Origin of the sequence: Actinomyces lilanjuaniae, assembly GCF_003606385.1 — a bacterium.
In the GTDB taxonomy this organism is placed as follows: domain Bacteria; phylum Actinomycetota; class Actinomycetes; order Actinomycetales; family Actinomycetaceae; genus Actinomyces; species Actinomyces lilanjuaniae.
The window spans coordinates 832,440-852,690 of sequence record NZ_CP032514.1; the positions used below are offsets into that span (position 1 = coordinate 832,440).

The 20,251-nt window shown below is 71.4% G+C and carries 16 protein-coding genes and 2 pseudogenes; 6 read left to right on the forward strand and 12 right to left on the reverse strand.

Going from position 1 to position 20,251, the window contains the following annotated elements:
* Nucleotides 1–100: 100 nt before the first annotated feature.
* Nucleotides 101–1,438, reverse strand: coding sequence for an MFS transporter (locus D5R93_RS03630; RefSeq protein ID WP_119835887.1), 1,338 nt, complete (start codon nucleotides 1,436–1,438; stop codon nucleotides 101–103).
* A gap of 499 nt (nucleotides 1,439–1,937) precedes the next feature.
* On the opposite strand from D5R93_RS03630, the gene D5R93_RS03635 reads away from it, so the two are divergent.
* From D5R93_RS03635 to D5R93_RS13895, 3 genes are all read left to right on the forward strand, one after another.
* Complete coding sequence (locus D5R93_RS03635) at nucleotides 1,938–2,441, forward strand: MogA/MoaB family molybdenum cofactor biosynthesis protein (RefSeq protein ID WP_423243327.1); 504 nt, start codon at nucleotides 1,938–1,940, stop codon at nucleotides 2,439–2,441.
* 257 nt (nucleotides 2,442–2,698) lie between these two features.
* The gene (locus D5R93_RS13890) at nucleotides 2,699–3,292 is read left to right on the forward strand and encodes an MFS transporter (RefSeq protein WP_243106923.1); all 594 of its coding nucleotides are present in this window, start codon (nucleotides 2,699–2,701) and stop codon (nucleotides 3,290–3,292) included.
* The gene (locus tag D5R93_RS13895) at nucleotides 3,289–3,879 is read left to right on the forward strand and encodes an MFS transporter (protein WP_243106924.1); all 591 of its coding nucleotides are present in this window, start codon (nucleotides 3,289–3,291) and stop codon (nucleotides 3,877–3,879) included. The genes D5R93_RS13890 and D5R93_RS13895 overlap by 4 nt, the downstream gene beginning before the upstream one ends.
* Here D5R93_RS13895 and mobA read toward each other — a convergent pair.
* From mobA to D5R93_RS14935, 3 genes and pseudogenes are all read right to left on the reverse strand, one after another.
* Nucleotides 3,784–4,698 carry a molybdenum cofactor guanylyltransferase gene (gene mobA / locus D5R93_RS03645; RefSeq protein ID WP_120203868.1) on the reverse strand — a complete coding sequence of 305 codons (915 nt, stop codon included), beginning with the start codon at nucleotides 4,696–4,698 and terminating at the stop codon, nucleotides 3,784–3,786. The genes D5R93_RS13895 and mobA overlap by 96 nt on opposite strands.
* 82 nt (nucleotides 4,699–4,780) lie before the next feature.
* Nucleotides 4,781–5,293, reverse strand: a pseudogene (gene moaC, locus D5R93_RS03650) (cyclic pyranopterin monophosphate synthase MoaC); the annotation flags it as partial.
* 984 nt (nucleotides 5,294–6,277) lie between these two features.
* Nucleotides 6,278–7,378 (reverse strand): annotated as a pseudogene (locus tag D5R93_RS14935) (molybdopterin molybdotransferase MoeA); the annotation flags it as partial.
* Here D5R93_RS14935 and D5R93_RS03660 point away from each other — a divergent pair.
* Complete coding sequence (locus D5R93_RS03660) at nucleotides 7,275–7,751, forward strand: molybdenum cofactor biosynthesis protein MoaE (protein ID WP_182911345.1); 477 nt, start codon at nucleotides 7,275–7,277, stop codon at nucleotides 7,749–7,751. The pseudogene D5R93_RS14935 and the gene D5R93_RS03660 overlap by 104 nt on opposite strands.
* 37 nt (nucleotides 7,752–7,788) lie before the next feature.
* Here D5R93_RS03660 and D5R93_RS03665 read toward each other — a convergent pair whose 3' ends face one another.
* From D5R93_RS03665 to D5R93_RS03680, 4 genes are all read right to left on the reverse strand, one after another.
* On the reverse strand, nucleotides 7,789–8,610 hold the full coding sequence (locus D5R93_RS03665) for a carboxymuconolactone decarboxylase family protein (RefSeq protein ID WP_120203871.1): 822 nt from the start codon (nucleotides 8,608–8,610) through the stop codon (nucleotides 7,789–7,791).
* Between the two features lie 144 nt (nucleotides 8,611–8,754).
* Complete coding sequence (locus D5R93_RS03670; RefSeq protein WP_119835881.1) at nucleotides 8,755–9,042, reverse strand: MoaD/ThiS family protein; 288 nt, start codon at nucleotides 9,040–9,042, stop codon at nucleotides 8,755–8,757.
* Nucleotides 9,043–9,199: 157 nt separating this feature from the next.
* Entirely contained in the window at nucleotides 9,200–10,387 is a 1,188-nt protein-coding gene (gene moaA, locus D5R93_RS03675) for a GTP 3',8-cyclase MoaA (RefSeq protein WP_120203873.1), read from the reverse strand.
* A gap of 4 nt (nucleotides 10,388–10,391) precedes the next feature.
* Nucleotides 10,392–10,694, reverse strand: a complete 303-nt coding sequence (locus D5R93_RS03680) for a DUF2249 domain-containing protein (protein WP_120203876.1) — start codon at nucleotides 10,692–10,694, stop codon at nucleotides 10,392–10,394.
* A 181-nt stretch (nucleotides 10,695–10,875) separates the two neighbouring features.
* Between D5R93_RS03680 and D5R93_RS03685 the strand changes: the two genes are divergently transcribed.
* Together D5R93_RS03685 and D5R93_RS03690 are read left to right on the forward strand one after the other, a co-directional pair.
* Nucleotides 10,876–12,153 (forward strand): hypothetical protein, encoded by a 1,278-nt coding sequence (locus tag D5R93_RS03685; RefSeq protein WP_243106925.1) that lies wholly within the window; start codon nucleotides 10,876–10,878, stop codon nucleotides 12,151–12,153.
* A gap of 48 nt (nucleotides 12,154–12,201) precedes the next feature.
* On the forward strand, nucleotides 12,202–13,935 hold the full coding sequence (locus D5R93_RS03690) for a multicopper oxidase domain-containing protein (protein ID WP_120203879.1): 1,734 nt from the start codon (nucleotides 12,202–12,204) through the stop codon (nucleotides 13,933–13,935).
* A 133-nt stretch (nucleotides 13,936–14,068) separates the two neighbouring features.
* On the opposite strand, the gene D5R93_RS03695 is transcribed toward D5R93_RS03690, so the two are convergent.
* From D5R93_RS03695 to D5R93_RS03710, 4 genes are all read right to left on the reverse strand, one after another.
* Entirely contained in the window at nucleotides 14,069–14,803 is a 735-nt protein-coding gene (locus D5R93_RS03695) for a helix-turn-helix transcriptional regulator (protein WP_119835877.1), read from the reverse strand.
* 516 nt (nucleotides 14,804–15,319) lie between these two features.
* Nucleotides 15,320–16,414 carry a ribosome small subunit-dependent GTPase A gene (gene rsgA / locus D5R93_RS03700; protein ID WP_119835876.1) on the reverse strand — a complete coding sequence of 365 codons (1,095 nt, stop codon included), beginning with the start codon at nucleotides 16,412–16,414 and terminating at the stop codon, nucleotides 15,320–15,322.
* Entirely contained in the window at nucleotides 16,414–17,967 is a 1,554-nt protein-coding gene (aroA, locus tag D5R93_RS03705) for a 3-phosphoshikimate 1-carboxyvinyltransferase (protein ID WP_120203881.1), read from the reverse strand. The genes rsgA and aroA overlap by 1 nt, the downstream gene beginning before the upstream one ends.
* Before the next feature lie 4 nt (nucleotides 17,968–17,971).
* Nucleotides 17,972–20,200 (reverse strand): NADP-dependent isocitrate dehydrogenase, encoded by a 2,229-nt coding sequence (locus tag D5R93_RS03710; RefSeq protein ID WP_279221385.1) that lies wholly within the window; start codon nucleotides 20,198–20,200, stop codon nucleotides 17,972–17,974.
* Nucleotides 20,201–20,251: the final 51 nt, after the last annotated feature.

A 20,251-nucleotide genomic window follows, 5' to 3' on the forward strand; every position in this document is an offset into this window, starting at 1 on the left:
GGTGCGTCTGTCGTGCTCGTGGCTGCTGCGGGCTGACCTGTGCCCGGCTGGTAGCCCCGGCGGCCGCGCCACGAGCCTGGCTGCGGCCGTGGGCGGGTGGTCACCCGGGGCGCTTGGCTCCCGGCCTGGCATAGCGGACCCAGGTGATGACGGCGCACACCACGCAGAAGACGGAGCAGCACCAGAAGAAGGTGGCAGCGGGCAGCACGGACAGCGCCACCCCGACCAGGAAGGGGCCCAGGGCGGCGACCGCTGCCGTAAACCCGATGGCACCACCCGCCTGGCGGCGGGGCATGATCATAGGCATCTGCTTGAAGGTGGAGGCGTTGCCGACCCCGGCGAAGAAGAACATGGCAAGCATCCCCCACAGGAAGGGGGTGAAGTCGCTGGGGTGGTCCGGGCTGGTCAGCTGGACCGCGCAGAAGGCCATGGTGGCGGCCATCCCGACAGCGGAGACCAGGGTCCACACCGCACCGCCGAAGCGATCACACAGCGGTCCCCAGGCAAACCGGAGGAAGGAGCCGATGAGGGTGCCCAGGAACGCGTAGGAGGCGCCCGCCGGCAGCTGCGAAGCGGGGAAGGAGTCGGCCAGCGGGGAGCTGGCGCCGAAGCTGTTGTTGATGATGAGCGCCGTCTGGGCGGCGAACCCGGAGAACAGTCCGAAGGTCATGATGTAGATGACGGTCATGAGCCAGGTGTCGATGTTGCCGAAGACGTCGAGCTGCTGACGGATGTTGGCCTTGACGGGCACGTCCTTGAGGTAGGTGAAGGCCAGGAAGGCGGCCAGCAGCGACCAGGGCAGGAAGAAGACGGTGGCGTTGACCACCATGGGGGCGTCGTCGTCGAAGGGCTGGACCCAGGTCAGGCCGAAGAGGCTGGCGCTCATGAGGAAGGGAGCGGCCAGCTGGATGACGCTCATGCCCATGTTTCCCAGGCCGCCCTGAAGCCCCAGGGCGGTGCCGGACAGCCTCTTGGGGAAGAAGAATCCGGTGGAGGGCATGTAGCCGGAGAAGGTGGCGGCGCCGATGCCGCAGGTGAAGGCCAGCCCCAGCAGCACCGGGAAGGAGGTGGAAGGGTTCTGGACGGCGAAGAACCAGCCCAGCATGGGCAGGACGTAGAGCAGAGAAGATGCCCCCACCATCATGCGGGTGCCGATGGTGGCCGGCAGGAACATGTAGACCAGGCGCAGGAACCCGCAGGACAGCCCCGGCATGGAGGTCAGCCAGTACAGCTGTTCCCGGGACAGGTCGAAGCCGACCTCGCCCAGCCGTGGAGCGATGGCGCTGGGGAGAAACCAGACCGTGAAGCCCAGCATGAGGGAGAAGGTGGTGATGGCCAGCGTGCGCCAGGCGATGGTGGCCGACCAGCGGCTCGGGTCCTCGGGGTCCCAGTCGGTGAGGACCCGGCCCGGTGTGTCGGCGACGGTGGATGTAGGCATCGTGCTCCTGGGGGTGGTGTCGGGCGGGTGGTCCTGCTGGCCTGCTGCCGGGACGCGTGACCGACGACGTCGACGTGCCACGCAAGTCTGCCCGGATCGGTGCAGGTCGCACCACGAAAGCCACTTTTTCATAGAATAGCAAGGAAAAACGAGGCTCAGCCGACGAGGCGCGGCTAGTTATTGCGTCAACGTGATGTCCCGCAAATCGGGGAGCGGGTCAGGCGGGAGGCGCGGAGGGCCGAGGTCGTGGGCCGGGAGTGGTGGTGCCGGGAGGCGGTGGCTACCGTTGGGTGCCATGAGCGACCCCCGTGCCGACTACGTATCTGACCGGGTGCCCGACCAGGTACCCGGTCAGGTTTCCGACCAGGCGTCCCCGGCCTGCGGACGTGCTCCTGCCTCCCCTACCGTCGCTGCATCGGATGTCGCTGTGTCCGATGTCGCTGCGTCGGGTTCGGTGTCGGCTCCTGCGTCGCCTTCTGGGCCTGCTGGGTCACGCGGGGTGCGCACCCTGTCGGAGCCGGTGAGGGGCGCCGTGGTCACGGTGTCGGACCGCTGCGTGAGCGGGGAGCGCCAGGACGTCTCGGGCCCGCTGGCGGCCGAGCTCCTGGGTCGGCACGGCGTGGTAGTGGACGAGGTCGTCGTGGTGCCCGACGGCGTGGACAGCGTCCGCGAGGCGATCACCGACGCGCTCGCCTCGGGCGCGCGCGTGGTGCTGACCACCGGAGGCACCGGGGTCATGCCGCGCGACCTCACCCCGGAGGCCACCGCGCCGCTGCTGGCCACCCGCCTGGAGGGGGTCGAGGCACAGGTGCGCGCCCACGGGCTGGCCAGCACCCCGCTGGCCGGCCTGTCGCGCGGAATGGTGGGGGTCACCTCCCGTGAGGCCGACGGCGCCCTGGTAGTCAACGCCCCGGGGTCGCGCGGCGGGGTCAGGGACACCGTCGCCGTTATCGGTCCCCTGGTGCCCCACGTCCTGGACCAGCTCGGCGGCGGGGACCACTGAGGGCGTCGGGCGTGCCGGGTGCCCCGGGTCTCCCGCAAGGCTCCCCGTCTGCCGTGGTTGTTGTGCCGCAGCAGCACACCGCCGCTGCCTGAGTTCCGGAGCGGTGGCGGCTACTGAAAGCAATGACCGTCATCGCCACTAGTCGCAGATGACACGACGCGGTCCTGGAGCCTGTTGAGCTCCGGTGACCCCGACGCGCGGGCCGCGCACAGGCCAATACGGAGTCCCTTCTACAGACCAATACGGAGTCCCTTCTCATGAAGAGTCATAATCCTGCCCTGGAACTACAGGGCACCTCTGCCACCAGCGCGCTTGTCGTGGGGTCGATAGCCCTGTTCACGGACATGCTCGTGGTAGGCCTTGCCGTCCCGGTGCTCCCGCTGCTGCCCTCGGTGCTGGACGCCGGCCCGGCAGCCACAGGAGTCCTGTTCGCCTCCTACGCCGTGGCGATGGTCATGGCGACCTTTGCCGCCGGACGCGCCGTGGACCGCTACGGCCCCAGGAGCCCGCTACTGGTCGGCCTTGTCGGACTGGCGGCCGCCACCCTGCTCTTTGCCGTAGGCGGCCCTTACTGGCTCCTCCTCGTCGCACGGTTCTGCCAGGGGATCGCGGGGGGAATGTCCTGGGTCGCCTCGCTGTCCCTGATCGCGGCCACAACTCCCATGGACAGGCGCGGCCAGGCCATGGGGACCGCGCTGTCGACAATCACCCTCGGTGTCCTCGTCGGCCCGGTCCTGGCCGGGTTCATGGTGGAGCACCTCAGTACCGCCTCCCCTTCCTGCTCGCGGCCTGCGTGGCCTGCCTGGACGGGGTGCTGCGCGTCGTCCTGGTCAAGGACTCCCCACGCGTGAGCGACGACGCCGCAGGTCCGCTCGCCGTCCTGAGAGTCCCCGGCTCTGTGCCAGTCACGGTGGCCATCCTCGTGGGGGCCGCGGTCCTGTCCAGCCTGGAACCGGTTCTCCCCGTCCACCTCGGCACCAGCGCCCTCAGCGTCGGCCTGCTGTTCGCCCTGGCCTCGCTGGCCGGAGTCATCGCCAACCCGGTGGTCGGCTCCTGCGTCGGCACGGTGTCCGCCCGGCTGCTGACCGCGCTTGGACTGGCTGCCGTGGTTGCTGCGCTTGTCACCGTCGGTGTCGCCACCGAGCTGTGGCTCACAGGCGTGGGGATGGTCTTTCTGGGCCTGTCCTCCGCACTCCTCCTCGTCCCTGCCACGGCGCTGGTCGTTGACCAGGGCTACGCCGCAAGACCGCCGACGCTTGGCGGCTCCTTCGCCCTGTACAACCTCGCCTACGCTGGCGGGATGGCTGTCGGCCCGCTGCTCACCGGCTTCGGAGTACAGCGGCTAGGTTTTACGCCGGCCCTCGTGGCTGCCGCGGTCGCGCTCGCGGTCCTGGGCGGCGCCTCTGTGTCCAGGCTGCCCTCGGGCGTCACGCGGTGACGTCTGCTGGTCCCAGGCGCGGACTTCCTCCCAGGTGTCCAGGTCGTGGGCGGCCCGGGGGTGCCGCCTCAGCGGCACGGCCCGGATGTCCATCCTGCCCAGGGCGCGGCGCACGGCCGTGTCCCGCAGCGCCGTCCCGCCCGGGGCGACGGCCTGCTCCAGCGCACCGGTGTGGTAGACCCCCAGGAGGTACTGGACGTAGCCGTCCTGGAGCGCGCACGCGCCCTGAGCAGCTGCCTGCGGCCGACCGGGCTCGTCGGCGGTGCCGTCGGGGCTGGTCGCGGTCTCCGTGCAGGCGCGGAGGAGCTCGGGCAGCGCCCGCCAGCCCTGTGGCGCGTCACAGGTGAGGACGGCGGTCAGCGGCGCTGGTCCGCCCGGTCCGGTTGCGGGCAGGTCCGCGCAGGTCCTTGCTGCCTGGTGGCCCTTGTCAGCCCGGGGTGGTCGTGCGCGGCTCAGCCTGGCCAGGCCCGCAGCGACGCCGGCCACCGGGCCACCCAGGGGAGGGTCCTCCAGGGCACGCAGCACGCCCTGAGGCAGGGCCACCGTCTGCGGGGCGACGACGCACACCAGTCCCATCGGCACACCGTCGTGGCGCAGCTGGTCCAGGCCGCGCAGGACGTGGTCGAGCAGGCGGGCGCCTCGTGCCACGACGTCGGGCTTGGAGGCCCCGCCCAGGCGCCGCCCCGTGCCCCCGGCCAGGACCACGGCGTCGAGCGTGGGAGCGCTCCCGAGGCAGCCGACGGCCTCACTCCCGACCTGTGTGCCGACAGCCTGCGGAGGGACCCCGGGCTGGCGCCCGGTAGGCTCAGGACCTGCCACAGTGCCTGTCCTGCTTTTCCTGGCTGATCCGGCTGCTGCCAGTGTCTTCTGTGTCCTGTGTGCCGCCGGTGTCGTCTGCGCTGGCGGGACGGCTCCAGTCTCCTGAGCGGCCCCCGGACTTGGCCACGACCCTGGCGTCGCGCAGCGCCACGTCGCGGTCCACGCCCTTGACCATGTCCACCACCGCCAGCCCGGCCACGGTGACGGCGGTCAGGGCCTCCATCTCCACCCCCGTACGGTCGGCAGTGCGTACCGTGGCCTCCACGCGGACCCCCTCCTTGATGACCTTCAGGTCCACCTGGCAGCCGTGGACCCCGATGACATGGGCCAGGGGGAGCAGGTCGGGCACCTTCTTGGCGGCGGCGATCCCGGCCACGCGGGCCACGGCCAGCACGTCACCCTTGGGGACGCTGCCCGTGCGCAGCGCCTGGACCACCGGCGCCGAGCAGGTCACGAGGGCGGTGGCCCGGGCCTGCCGGACGCTGGGCGCCTTACCGGTGACGTCAACCATGCGTGCCGCGCCTGCCTCGTCCAGGTGGGTGAGGACGACCTGCCGACTGCCCCGGGGGTCCTGACTGCCCTCAGGACTGGGGATGTCGGCGTGGGGTGCCAGGCTGCCGCCCTGGGGCACTGCTCCGGGTGGCGTGGGGGCAGGTGGCACGCTGTCGGCCTGGTTCCGGGGCAGGTCTGCACGGGTAGGGGCGGCAGGAGTCGGCAGGGGTAGGAGCTCCAGCTCGTCACCCACGGCGACCTCGGTGACCCCGGCGGCGTCGGCCTCCACCACCGCCAGCGCCTGGGCGGCGGGCAACGAGGCGACCAGGTGGGAGCCCGACCCCAGCCTGTGGGTGGGCGCGACCCAGGCCGTCCCGCTCGTTGCGGGGGCCTGCCGCGTGTCTGCCCAGCCAGCCTGCTCCGGTCGGCGCGCCCGGTCAGGGGTGGTCTCCCGCGGCGGTGAGGATGCTGCAGCCGGGGGTGGCGCCACCAGCTGCACCGGGACGTACTGGCGCCGACCCCGCGGTGTCGTCCAGCTGGTGGCCGCCCGCGCCCGTCCTGGCAGGACCGTGACACGGGCGGCACCAGCCTGCGTGCCCGGGGGGTCGGCGGGCTCGGAGGCTGCTCCGTGGCCTGCCGGGCCGGGGGCGGCGCTGTCACCTGGTGGCGGGCTGTCCCGCTCTGCGGGTCGGCCGCTGTCGTAGCCCCCCAGCCGGGCCAGGACCGGGACCACTAGCGTGGTGAAGGAGACTAGGACGCTGACGGGGTTGCCCGGCAGGCACACCAGTGGCACCTCCCGGCCGTCCTCAGCGCGCACCCACCCGTGCCCCTGCGGCTTGCCCGGCTGCATCGCCACCGCGCTGCGGCGTAGGCGCACTGGGGCCGGGGCTGGCGGAACCAGGTCGGTCTCCAGGCGGCTCGGGGGAGGGCTACCTGGGGTCGGCCCTGCGGGGGCCGACCCGTCCGCCGCCGGGCCGCTGCGGCCTGCCCCCGTAGTGTCCGGCGCACTGTCCAGGGTACTCAGGGGGTCGAAGGCCCCGGCGGAGACGCCGCCGGAGGTGACCACCAGGTCCGCGTGGCACGCGACGCGGCGCAGGTGGCCGACCAGCTCCTCGGCGTCGTCGCCGCTACGGGTGGTACTGGTGCACCGGGCGCCGTGCTCGGCCACCAGACCCTCTAGCAGCAGCCCGTTGGAGTCAGGCACCGTGCCCGCAGCCAGCTCCCGACCGACGTCGCACAGCTCGGCTCCGGTGGAGACCACGGCGACACGCACCTGCGGGACCACGCTGACGCTGCCCAGGCCAACCGAGGCCAGGGCGGCCACCCCGGTCGCGGACAGGACGGTGCCCGCTGCCAGCACCGGGGCCCCAGTGGTGACATCCTCCCCGGCCTGGCGCACGTTGGCACCTGCAGCCACGGCTGCGCGGATCTCCACCGCCCCGGGCAGAGGGCGGGGACCGGGGGCCTGGTCGGTGTCCTCTACCCTGACCACCGCGTCCGCGCCGTCGGGCAGCACGGCACCGGTCATGATCCGCTGGGCGGTCCCGGGCTCCAGGGGCGGGGGTACGGTACCCGCCGGGACGTCGCCCGCGACCGGCAGCCGCACGGGGGAGCCTGCCCGGGCGCCAACGGTGTCACCGGCGCGTACCGCGTAGCCGTCCATGGCGGAGTTCCTCCACGGCGGCACCGGGAGCCGGGCCGTGACGTCGCGGGCCAGGACGCGCCCGTGGGCACGGTGCAGCGCCACCTCCACAGGCGCCAGGGGGGTGAGGTCCTCCAGCACCTGTGCCAGGTACTCCTCGGGGCGAGCATCGGCATACGGGCCTCCTTCCGTGAGGGCTCGCGCGGAGGCTCCGCGCAGGTGAGGGTTGGACGCGGCGTCATTGTCCCCCGGTTGTCCCCCGGCGCGGCCGCGCCGGGGGCTGCGGCGGCCGCCGCTGGTTCCTCTGGTCCTTCCCGAGGTCTCCCCACGCTCTCCCCGCCCCGCAGGACAGCCTCCCGGCCCGCAGGCCGGGGTGGTGCCAGCGGGTAGCCTTGGGGCTGCTGCCAGGCAGGGGCAGGACGGGAGGCGATGGAGGATCGTGATGACCGCTTGCGAGCAGAGCCCTGGGCCGTGTGCCGCCGCACCCGGTGGGAGCCGGGCGCGCGTGGTGCGAGCCGAGGTCACCACGGCTCCAGTCAGTGTCACCGACCTGGCGGACCTGGTTGAGGACCCCGCCGCCGGAGCCCTCGTCACCTTCACCGGTGTGATACGCAACCACGACGGCGGCCGCGGGGTCACCGGGATCCACTACGCCTGCCACCCCACGGCCGGGGACGTCATCGCCCGGATCGCCACCGAGGCAGGGGTGCGCCACAGCGTGCGCGCCCTGGCGGTCGTCCACCGTGTCGGGGACCTGGTGGTGGGTGACACCGCGCTCGCCGTGGCAGTCAGCGCCGACCACCGCGGACCCGCCTTCGCGGCCCTCAGCGAGCTGGTCGAGGAGGTCAAGAGGAGCCTCCCGGTGTGGAAGCACCAGCGCTTCGCCGACGGGACCGCCCAGTGGAGCAACCTGGGCTGAGGAGGCAGGACAGTCAGGACAGTACTGTGGCTTATTACTACCCTCGACAACCTGGGCTGCCCGCGACCGCTGAGGGAACCTCCTGCTCGGCCAGCACTGCCCGCAGCTGGGTGAGGGCGTTAAGAGCCGCGGGGAAGCCAGCATAGACGGCCATCTGGATGATGATCTCGATGAGTTCCCCGGTGGTTCCGTCAACGTTGAGGTAGCCCTGCATGTGAATACGCAGCTGCGGTGCACACGTACCCAGAGCAGTACAGGCGGCGACGGTGACAAGTTCACGCAGTCGTAGGGACAGCCCCGGCCGGGCATAGACGTCACCAAAGGAGTACTCGACGATAAAGCGCCCGAGGTCGGGGGCGATGTCGGCCAGGGAGTTGATGACTGCCGTGCCACCTGTGCCGTCAATCCTCTCCAGGAGCGTTGAGCCTGTGTCAAAGCGGGACAGGGCGTCAGTCTGGTGGTGCGTGGGCGTGGGGACGACGCCTTGATCCGCGAAGACGTCTCGCGCTGCCGACACCGCATTGAGAGCGGCTGGGAACCCGGCGTAGACAGTAAGCTGTATCAGGGACTCGATAATATGCTCCGGGGCGCAGCCGACGTTGAGCGCGCCCCTGATGTGGAACCGGAGTTGACTGGGAGCGTTGCCCAGGGCTGCGAGGGCGGCGACGGTGGCGAGCTGACGCTCCGGCCGGGAGAGGCCGGGACGGTCGAGCACGTCGGCGTAGCAGAACTCGACGGCCAGCCGCTCAAGATCCGGGCAGAAAGCGGCAAGGTCGTCCAGGACCGAGCCTCCGGGGTCGTTCTCGATCTCCGAGAGAACGTTTCTGCCGCGCTCGTACCTGCTTCTCTCCTGAGACATGCGCCCACATTACGCCACATCTTCACGGCGCAGCCAGCCGTAGTGCTGGAGCAGCTGCGCGTAACGACTGCCGCAGCCAGCGCCCTAAAGATGTGCAGCAACAGGGCGAGGGGCCTGGCTGCCTCCACCGTGACAAGCGGCGGCTCACCCGCCCGCAAAGGGAGGCAGGACGTCAACGGCGTCCCCGTCCGCCAGGGGCGTGAGCGCGTCCGCAGGGGTGGACAGGGAGTTGACCAGGTAGCTGGACACCGAGACCACCTGCGCCATAGCCAGGCTCCTGCCAGCCAGCGCCTCGCGCAGCCCGGCCAGGGTCGTTCCAGCGGGGACCTCCAGGTGCTCCTCCATGCACCCGGCCGCGTCGGCGGCTGCTGCGAAGTAGCGCAGCGTCAGGGTGACAGCGTCGGCAGCAGGGTCAGAAGAGGGGGTGGTCATCAGGGCTCCGTAGGGTGAGACGTCGTGGGTCGTGACATCCTAGCCGCGGCACAGGATCAGCACTCAGAGCCCGGGGAAGAAGCCGCGTCTCCAGGCCTGAGACTCCGCCAGCGGACGGGAGAGGGTCTGCCAGTCAGGTTGCCTGTCCACCGGGCGGCTACCCGCCGATAGCCGACATGGTCCTCAGCGGGCGGGCAAAGCCTCCTGACCTGTCACTGGTCCCTGTCCTGCGGCCGGTCCCTGCCTCGGTCGTGTCGGGCGTGCTGGAGGTGCCGTCCGCTGCCGGGCTCACCGTGTCTGACCCATGAGCCCTCGGCTTGAGCCACATGGCGCCTGCCCAGATACGGATCAGCTCGTCGTCGTCGGCGCCGGCGCGTAGCGGGCCACGCAGGTCGGTCTCCTGGGAGGAGAACAGGCACGGCATGACCCTGCCGTCGGCCGTGACCCGGGTGCGGTCGCAGTCCTGGCAGAAGGGCGCGGTGACAGAGGCGATGATCCCTACGTCCCCCGCCGGGTGGCCCGCCCCTGCGGCCACGTGCCACAGGGCGGCCGGACGGCTCCCTGGGCGCCCCTGCTCGGTCAGCTCGAATCCTGCTCCGCGCAGGGCTGCCAGGACCTCCTCCGCGCTGACGACGCCGTCTGCCCGCCAGGAGCCCTGCGGCCCCAGCGGCATATGCTCGATGAACCGCAGCTGCCACCCTCGGCGCAGGCACTCGCGCAGCAGCCGGGGCGCCTGCTCCTCCACGGTGCCTGGCAGCGCCACTGCGTTGACCTTGAGTGGGGACAGCCCGGCGGCCTGTGCCGCCTCGGCCCCAGCCAGGACGTCGTCCAGCCGGTCCCGGCGGGTCAGCTCGGCGTAGCCCCGGGGGTCCAGGGTGTCAATGGAGATGTTGACCCGGTCCAGACCAGCCTGCCTCAGGGCGGCGGCACGTCGGTGCAGGCCCAGCCCGTTGGTGGTCAGGGCGATGTCGGGCCTGGTCCCTCGGCTGGTCCGCAGTCCGGATAGTGCCCCCACGATGGCCTCCAGGTCGCGGCGCATGAGGGGCTCGCCCCCGGTCAGACGGATCCGTTCCACTCCCAGGCGCTCCACGGCCAGCTGCCCCAGACGGGTGATCTCCTCCGTGGTCAGCAGGAGCGGGCCGGGCAGCCATTCCAGGCCCTCGGCAGGCATACAGTAGGTGCACCGCAGGTTGCAGCGGTCGGTGACCGACAGCCTCAGGTCGCGCACCGTGCGCCCGTAGCGGTCGGTCAGGCGCTCCGGCACGCCGTCAGGCAGGAGGGGGCGTGGACGCACGACGGGCACGGGCAGCGCGACCCGGGATGCCGCCACCCGGTGGTGCGCCATCCTGTCAGGCTGTGCGCAGGATCTCGACGCGGGCATAGCCCTCGCTCTGCTCCAGCACCGTGTACTGGAAGGTGACAGGTAGCTCGTCAAGCTGGTTGAGCAGCGGGGTGGGCATGTGTGGGGCGATGAGGTCGAAGCCCTCGCCCACCTGCAGGGAGGAGGCGGCGCCGATGACGGCGGGGTGGCGCAGCCGGTGCGGGATCGTACGCACGTCCAGAGCCAGGCGCTCGGCGTGCTCCGCGCACCCGCAGGAGTTGCCTGAGGAGGTGGTCTCGGTGACGGGGATGAGGTTGGGAGGCTGGCTCATGGCGGTGTTCTCTCCTTGCTGCGTGCGGCCGCCTTGTGTGGCGGCACTCGCGAGCCTACTCCCGGTCCGGGGCGGAGGGGACCCTGGGCCCAGGTGCGCGCGAGCCGTCCCAGGTCGGGACGGTCCTCACGCCTGTGTCTGACGATTGCGCGCACGGGCAGGCGCCCACTACGGTAAGGCGGTGAACGTCGCAGGGGTGTCGGCAGGGCGGTCCGGAGGCGCCAGGCGCAGTGCTGGGGCCTCTCGCCGTACCACCCAGGTACGTCGCAACGCTGTCGTCGTGGCCTGGCTGGTCACCGCTGCCGCCCTCACCGGGCTCACTGTCATCGGCCCGCTGGCCCGGCTGGGGACCTGGCTGCCGCTGCACGCCCTGCTCCTGGGCGGGATCGGTTCGGCGATCACCACCTGGTCCGCCCACTTTGCCGACACTCTCCTGCACCGCCCTGCCCTGGGCGGCGCCGCCCTGCTGGACGCGCGCCTGTGCGCCCACACTGTTGGCACGGTCGTGGTCCTGACTGGCGTGACCATCGGCCGGGCTGAGGTCACCGTGGTCGGGGTCGCCGTCATCATGGCTCAGGCCCTGACCGGGGTGGTGGCTATCGGGGTGCAGTACCGCCGCGCCGTCGCCGCGAGGATGGCCCCCCTGGCTATGCACTACGCCGTGGCCCTGGTGCTCCTGGCCCTTGGGGCCGCTCTGGGATACCTCACCTCCTGGGCCGACACCACGGGCAGGGCAGACCTGGCCGACGTCTTCTACCTGGCACACACCATCACCATGGTCCTGGGGTTTGTCGGGACCACCGTGCTGGGCACCTTGACGGTGCTGTGGCCCACTATGCTGCGCACCAGGATGGAGCCGGAGGCAGCCCGCTGGGCGCACCGCGGCCTGCCGTTCCTGGTGGTGGGGACGGTGCTGATGGCTGGTTGCGGGGCGTGGCGGCCGCTGGCACTGTCCGGTGTCCTGGTCTACGTTGCCGGGGCCTGCGGGGTGGTGGTCCCCGCATTCAAGACGGCGCTGCGCGTCCCCCCGACTTCCTTTGCCACCGCCTCGGCGGCGGCAGCGATCTCCTGGCTGCTAGGGTGCATCGGCTTCATCGGTCTGGGGACCTACCTGGCCGACGACCTCGCTGCCGCCCGCGAGACCATCCACGTGGTCCGCCTGGCCCTGGGCGCAGGCTTCGCCCTCCAGGTCCTGGTGGCCGCCCTGAGCTACCTCACCCCGGTCATGCTCGGCGGCGGCCCCGCGATGGCGCGGAGGACCAACGCAGTCATGAACCGCTTCGCCTCCTACCGGGTCACGGCGGCTAACACAGGCCTCCTGCTGGCGGTGGTCGCCCTCCTCCCCTGGGAGGTGCGCCTGGCTGGTGGCGTCCTGGCAGGAGCGGTCACCGCCTACCTGCTCGCTGGGATGGGCCGCTGCCTGTGGCTGGTAGCGGGGCGAGGCTCTCGTAGGAATTAGGGGGAGGCTGACCGTGAGGCCCGACACTACCCAGGACAGGAGCTGACCATGACGCATCGCAGCTCACCGGCCGTCGACAGTCCCGGTGATCCTCAGCATCCGCAGGACGAGACGCAGCCGGGGCTGCCCACGCCCGCGTCCGACGAGGTGGCGCCGGACGAGCCTGAGCAGGCTGTAGCGTCGCCGGACGACGGGGCGTCGCAGGAGGGCGAGGGCGGCCCCGCTGACTCTGACGGTCCTGACGCCCCGGCCCGTCGCAGTGCGGTCACGGCGGGGACTCTCCCCGCTGTGGGCAGGGGAGCCCGCCTGTCTGCCCGGGCGGCAGGCTCCGGCAAGGACTCGGCGGCCGGTGCCGGGGGGCGTCGTGGTGAGCACGGTGCGGGGTCCTCCGGCCGACGTGGTGCTCTGCTCGGTCTGCTGACGGCCTGTGCCGCCGTCGCAGCAGGAGGCGCGGCAGCGGTCTACCGCTCCCGCCGCGCCAGCAGCCCGGGCCGCGACGGCAGCGCACCTGTCTCTGCGAGGAGCTCCACGGGCAACACGGTGGAGGCTACCGTCGCCGTGGAGGGGATGCGCTTCGTCCCCGATACGGTTGACGTGGCAGTAGGGGACCGTCTCCTCATCACCCTGGACAACACCGGGGATATGGTCCACGACCTGGTCCTGGAGACCGGGGCCACGACCGGGCGGGTACCTGCTGGCCAGTCCGCCGTCCTGGACGCCGGGGTCATCACCTCCGACACGCAGGGGTGGTGCTCTGTCGCCGGCCACCGGGCGCAGGGCATGGTATTTCATGTCACAGTAGGATCTTCCGCAGCCGCTCCCGACGCCTCTGACTCCCAGGACAGCAGCCAGGCCCCGGGCGTCGGCGCAGAGCCCGACGCCGTCGCGGACTACGAGGCCGACCTGCCTGAGGACTTCACCGCCTTCGACGCCGTCCTGCCCGCAGCGCCCGCAGACCCTGCGGGGCCGGTAACCCACCGTCACACCTTCACCGTGACTGAGAAGGTCATGGCGGTCGGCGGCGGCGTCACCCAGGCGCGCATGACCTTCAACGGCCAGGTTCCCGGCCCCGTGCTGCGCGGCAGCGTTGGCGACACCTTTGAGATCACCCTGGTCAACGACGGCACGATGAGCCACTCTATCGACTTCCACGCCGGGATCACCCCACCCGACGACGCCATGCGCTCCATCGCCCCCGGGGAGTCCCTGGTCTACACCTTCACCGCGCAGCACTCGGGCATATGGCTCTACCACTGCTCGACGGCTCCCATGAGCCTGCACCTGGCCTCCGGAATGCACGGCGTCGTCATCATCGACCCGCCCGGTCTGGGGCAGGTGGACCGTGAGTTCGTCATCGTCCAGTCCGAGCTGTACCTGGGGCCGGAGGGGGGAGAGACCAGCAGTGCCAAGGTCTCCGCCAAGACCCCGGACCTTATGTCCTTCAACGGGGTGGCCTTCCAGTACACCCACCAGCCTCTTCAGGCCAGGGTCGGACAGCGGCTGCGCTTCTGGGTGCTTGACGCCGGACCGTCCCTGCCCAGCTCCTTCCACATTGTCGGGCTCCAGTTCGACCAGGTGTTCCTTGAGGGCGCGTGGACGCTCGGTGGTCCCAGCCGCATCGGTGCCCAGTGGGCCGCAGGCTCCCAGGCCCTGGGGCTGCACCCGGCCCAGGGAGGGTTCGTGGAGTGTGTTCCCGCCGAGCCGGGCCACTATGTGATGGTCACCCACTCCTTCGCAGACATGGAGAAGGGGGCCAGGGGTGTGCTGCACGTAACCGAGTAGCCGGTGGTGTCTCCCTGGCAGTCCTCATGGGGAGGGCAGGCGCCGCGGCGCCTGCCCTCCCCCATGACCGGTCCAGCCGGTGTCATCGTGTGTGGTCAGTATCTGTGGAGAGCCTGGTGCTCCGGTCGAGCGCTCAGGCCTCAGCGTTCTTGGCCGCGAGCACGTTGGCCCGCAGGTGGCAGCCGTCCCCGGCGAAGGGGATGACGCGGATCCGCTCCGGCACGGTGTTGGGGTCCCTGTCGGAGGGCTCGTCGTCCAGGTCGGCCACGGCGCGAAGGAAGCCCTCATGCATGGTGCACAGGAGAGAGTGAGGCGTGTGGCCCTGGGTCACCAGCGGACAGGAGCGCAGCACGATGTCGTCACCGTTGACCTCCGGGGCGAAGCCCATCATGGCCAGGTGAGGCAGGAGCGCGGTCATGCGCTCCTTGACGGTGTTGCCTGCTGCGGTGGCCGTCTCCAGGACCACAGGAGTGTGCTCGGCCCAGAGCCTGCCGATCTCCAGTGCCATGGCGCGGGCGTCCTCCCGGCTGTCGAGAGTCTGGGCGATGGAGTCCAGGAGGTGCACGTAGGACTCGACAACCTGACGCGGGTCCGGGGCTGTGGAGGAGTAGCGCAGGGCGGGCCGTCCCCGCTTGCCCGTGGGGCGTGTGGACACGGCGATGAAGCCGGCGGCAGCGAGCGCGTCGAGATGCTCGCGGACCGTGTTGTGGTGGAGGTTGAGGGCGTCCGCGATCTGGACCGCGGTCATGGGCTCGGCAGAGGCCTCGACGATCTCAAGAACGCGCCGACGCGCGGCGGACAGGTCGGCGCGCGCGGACAGGTCGTTGAGTGCCGGGCGGGGCAGCGATGTCAGACTGCTGTTGTGCATGGCAGGAGAATAACGCGCCTTTGGTTGTGGAAACGACCAAAGAGACTTAGTAGCTGAACCTTGCAATGGACCTGTTATTCCTATGCAGGTACGTTGCGGGGTATGGCGGACGCTCCCGTGAAGGCCGCTTTTCTCTGGTATCGCTGGGCAAGATGGGAGTGTAGTCGCCTCTCCCAAGGGTGGTTGCCCATCGGCTCGATGGTGCTGAGGGCCGTCTAACTGTGACACAGGGGGAGTAGTGATTTTTGACACGCAATGGCGTGGTGTGGGACGGAAGGCCCGGGAATGAGGTGTATGGGGAGCTGGTCGACGACCCGTCGTCGACACGGTGGTCGGCCTGGTGCCCGCCCGTGTCCCGACGTATCCAGGGCCGGGCCTCGCAGCTGCTGGAGGGGCGCGGGTACTGGAAGGCTGCTGCGGTCCCGGGGGATACCGGGCGCCGGGCTGGTGTCCTGCAGTCGGCGCCCAGGCTGATCCGGGCTTGCCCGGGTCTTAGGAGGCGGGCGCTAGGACGTGCTAGGACCTCGTCGGGTCCTGCGCCTGGAGGGAGGGCACCAGCAGACGACGGAAGGAGCCCACGCGGAAGCGGCGCTGCACCGCTGTCGCTGGCTTGGGTACCTCGTCGCAGGCCGGGGGTAGCGCCGACGCGGTCGGCTCCTGGGACGCCCAGGTGTCCAGGGCGCAGTCCCGGGCGCCTTCCAGGTGCGTGCAGCCGCGCGGGCACTGCTGTGCTGCTGCTGCCAGATCGGGGAAGGCGCGAAGCAGGTCGTCGGCCTCGACGTGCGAGACCCCGAAGGACCGCACCCCCGGGGTGTCGATGACCCACCCGCCTCCCGGCAGCTCCAGGGCCTGCAGGCTTGTAGAGGTGTGGCGTCCCCGCCCGGTCACCTCGTTGACGTCTCCGGTGGCCCGGCCCGCGCCAGGCACCAGGGCGTTGACCAGGGTGGACTTGCCGACCCCTGAGTGCCCGGCCAGGACCGAGACCCGCCCGGCCAGGGCCTGGCGCACCGCCCCCACGCCCCCGTCGGGGTACAGGTGCGTGGTCAGCGTGGTGAGCCCAAGTGGGTGGTAGGTGTCCAGCAAGGGGCTGGGGTCTGCCAGGTCTGTCTTGGTCAGGACCAGGAGCGGCTCCATGTCGGCCTCGTAGGCGGCCACGAGGTAGCGGTCGATCATGCGAGGACGCGGCTGCGGGCGAGCCACGGAGACAACGACCACCAGCAGGTCGGCGTTGGCTACCACGGGACGCTCGCTGCCCGCGGCCTCCCCGTCCTCGGTGCTGCGACGCAGAAGGGTGCGGCGCTCCTCCACCCGGACCATGCGAGCCAGGCTGCCCGCCCGCCCGGACACGTCACCGACCACGGCCACACGGTCGCCGACCACCACCTTGCCCCGCCCCAGCTCGCGAGCCTTCATCGCCGTCACGTCTCCGCTGCCGTCCAGGGTCAGACCGCGCTCTTCCAGGCGGATGCGGTAGTGCCCCCGGTCGATGCGGGTGACCATGCCCAGGTGGGCGTCGGCGTGCGCGGGGCGCTGCTTGGTGCGTGGGCGCGAGCCCCTGCCCGGGCGCACACGCACCCGAGGGTCGTCAGTACCGGTGTCCCTGCGCGCCATCAGTCCTGGGCGTCCCGGGCAGTCCTGGCACCGGCGCCACCCGTGTCCCGGTGCCCCTCGCCGCGAGGCTCCCCCTGGTCCCTGCGGTGCCCCTCACAGCCTCTACGGCCTGTGCTGTCGAGCATGGCTTGCCACATCCCGGCAAAGCCCGGCAGGGTCTTGGAGGTGCACTCCACGTCGTCAACCTCTACGCCCGGCACGGCCAGGCCCACGACGGCGGCAAAGGTCGCCATCCGGTGGTCGGCGTAGCTGTGCAGCCGGGCGGCGTGCAGGCGGGCGGGGCGGATGACCAGGCCGTCGTCCGTCTCCTGGGCGTCACCCCCCAGGCGGCGGATCTCGGTGGCAAGGGCGGCCAGACGGTCCGTCTCGTGGCCGCGCAGGTGGGCGATGCCGGTGAGCCTGCTGCCGCGCCCCTGGTGGGCGGCCACCGCAGCCAGCGCGGCGACTGTGGGAGCCAGCTCCCCCACGTCGTAGAGGTCGGCGTCGATGCCGTGTACCTGCCCGCTCCCGTGCACGGAGAGCACAGGGAGCACTTGACCGCCGACGGGGCTGGCGGCCAGGGCGACGCTGCCACCCATGCGTGGCAGCAGGGTGCGCCAGGCGTCTCCAGCCTGGGTGGTCGACGACGGCCAGCCCAGCACCCGCACCGTGCCACCCGCTACGAGGGCGGCGGCCAGGAAGGGGCCCGCGTTGGACAGGTCCGGCTCGATGGAGAGCCTGCCGCCGACGGGCCGCCCGGGGAGGACTCGCCAGGTCGCCCCCGGGCCGGGCGTGTCCGGCTCCTCCACCGTCACGCCACGCTGCCGCAGCGACTCCACCGTCATCCGCACGTGCGCCATGGAGGGGACGCTCCCTGTGGTGGTGACCTCCAGCCCACCGGGTAGCAGGGGTGCCACCAGGAGCAGGGCGGAGAGGAGCTGGGAGGAGCTGGAGGCGTCCACCTTCACCCGGTGAGGCTGCCCGAGGGCCGGGCTAGGCCTACCCGTCCCGGGGCGCAGGAGGCGGTCGGCGTCCGGCTTTATGCGCACCGGCAGGAACCCCGGACGTCCCAGGTAGGTGACCGTGGCCCCTAGGGTGGACAGGACCTCCAGGAGAGGCGCCATCGGGCGCAAGCGCGCTGCCGGGTCCCCGTCGAGCACGACCGGGGCGTCGGCCAGCACCGCCAGGGCCGGGACGAACCGCATGACCGTGCCTGCCAGGCCGCAGTCCACGCTCCCCCCGGGCGCTACGTGGAGCGGCAGGGACGACGGCGTGACCCGCAGGCGGGTGCCAGCGCCCGTGTCAGCCGTTGCGGGGAGTGCCTCGGCGTCGGTGGCAGTGGCATCAGCGACCTCGGTGATGCCGGCACCCAGGGTGCGCAGGGCGCCAGTCATGAGGTCGGTGTCACGCGAGCGCAGCACACCGGTCAATGTGGTGGGCTCGCGGGCCGCTGCGGCGAGCACGAGGGCCCGCGCGGTCAGCGACTTTGAGCCGGGCAGACTCACAGCCGCGTCCAGCAGCCCGGAGGCGGTGGGGGCAGGCCACCAGGAGCTGGCCTCGGGGAGTGTCTCCATCGTGTCAGAGCGCGTCGACAATAGCGTTGAGCGTCGTGCTGGGGCGCATGACCGCGTCGGCGGCCTGGGGGCCGGGGCGATAGTAGCCTCCGATGTCGGCAGGTGAGCCCTGGACGGCTACGAGTTCGGCCTGGATCGTCTCGATGTCGGCCTCCAGCCGGGCGGCTACGGGGGCGAAGACCTCAGCCAGGGTGGTGTCGGCAGCCTGGGCGGCCAGCTCGCGCGCCCAGTACAGGGCCAGCCAGGCGTGGGAGCCCCTGTTGTCGGTACCTCCCAGGTGGCGCGACGGCGAGCGGCCCTCCTCCAGCAGCGTGGTCGTGGCCGTGTCCAGGGCGTCAGCCAGCACCGTGGCCCGGGGGCTCCCGCCGACCTCGGCCACGTGGCGCAGAGCCTCGGCCAGGGCCAGGAACTCGCCCAGGGAGTCCCAGCGCAGGTAGTTCTCCTCCAGCAGCTGGCGTACGTGCCTGGGGGCCGAGCCCCCTGCGCCCGTCTCGTAGAGGCCGCCGCCGTTCATCAGCGGCACTACCGAGAGCATCTTGGCGCTGGTACCCAGCTCCAGGATGGGGAACAGGTCGGTGAGGTAGTCGCGTAGCACGTTGCCGGTTACCGAGATGGTGTCCTTGCCGCGCCGGGCACGTTCCAGTGACAGGCGTGTGGCTGCCACCGGGTCCAGGACCCGTACGTCCAGGCCCAGGGTGTCCTCCTGGGCCAGGTAGCGCTCCACCAGGTCGGCTAGGACGGCGTCGTGGCTGCGGGCGGGGTCCAGCCAGAACACGGCAGGCGCGCCGGTGGCCCGGGCGCGGGCCACAGCCAGGCGTACCCAGTCGCGTACGGGGGCGTCCTGGGTGGTGCAGGCCCGCCAGATGTCACCGGCGGCCACCTCGTGGGACAGCAGCACGGTACCGGCGGGGGAGCCGGTGCCCTCCGCGACCACCACCTCCACGGTGCCGGGCCGGTCGATGAGGAAGGTCTTGTCGTGGGAGCCGTACTCCTCGGCCTTGCGGGCCATGAGGCCGACGTTGGGCACTGAGCCCATGGTGGTCGGGTCCAGGGCGCCGTTGGCCTTGCAGTCCTCGATGACGGCGGCGTAGACACCGGCATAGGAGGAGTCGGGAATGACGGCCAGGGTGTCGTCCGGCTGCCCGTCCGGTCCCCACAGGCGCCCCCCGTTCCTGATCATGGCGGGCATGGAGGCGTCGACGATGACGTCGCTGGGCACGTGCAGGTTGGTCACCCCGCGGTCGGAGTCCACCATGGAGATCCGCGGGCCGGCGGCAAGCTCTGTCTCGACGGCGGAGCGGATCTCCTCGCCCTGGGGGAGGGTGTTCAGGCCGGTCAGGACGGCTGCCAGGCCGTCCTCAGCGCGCAGCCCTGCCGCCGCCAGCACCTCCCCGTAGGCGGCGAACACGCCGGGCAGCGCCGCGCGCACGGCGTGGCCGAAGATGAGGGGGTCGGACACCTTCATCATGGTGGCCTTGAGGTGAAGGGACAGGAGCACGTCGTCGTCCTTGGCGGCGGTGACCTGCCGGGCCAGAAAGTCGTCCAGGGCGGTGGCTGACATGAAAGTGGCGTCCAGGACCTCCCCGGCGGTCACCGGCAGGGGCTCGCGCAGCACCACCGGCTCTCCGCCGTCGGCCGGGCGCAGGCGGATCACTACGGCCCCTGCCTCGGGCACGACCACGGTGCGCTCGTTGTGGCGGAAGTCTCCGGAGTCCATGGTGGCCACGCGGGTCCGTGAGTCGGGGGACCAGGCCCCCATGGAGTGGGGGTGGGAGCGGGCGTAGGCCTTGACCGCGGCCGGTGCCCGCCGGTCGGAGTTGCCCTCGCGCAGGACGGGGTTGACGGCGCTGCCCTTGACGGCGTCGTAGGCGGCGCGCGAGCGGTGCTGGGCTGCGGTAGCGGGGGAGTCCGGGTAGTCGGGGACGTCGTGGCCCTGGGCCTGGAGCTCGGCGATGGCGGCCTTGAGCTGGGGCAGGGACGCGGAGATGTTAGGGAGCTTGATGATGGTGGCCTGCGGGGAGCGGGTCAGGGCGCCCAGGGCTGCCAGGTCGTCATCAACCAGACCGAAGGCCGCCAGGATCCTCCCGGCCAGGGAGATGTCGGCCGTGTCCACCTCAATGCCGGCACGGCCCAGGAAGCCGCGCACGACAGGAAGGAGGGAGCGGGTCGCCAGCATGGGCGCCTCGTCGGTCAGGGTGTAGACGATACGCGGCTTGTCGGATGTCTCAGGCACAGGTACTCCCTCACGATTCGGGCGGGGCCTGCGAGGGCCCCATGTCTGGTC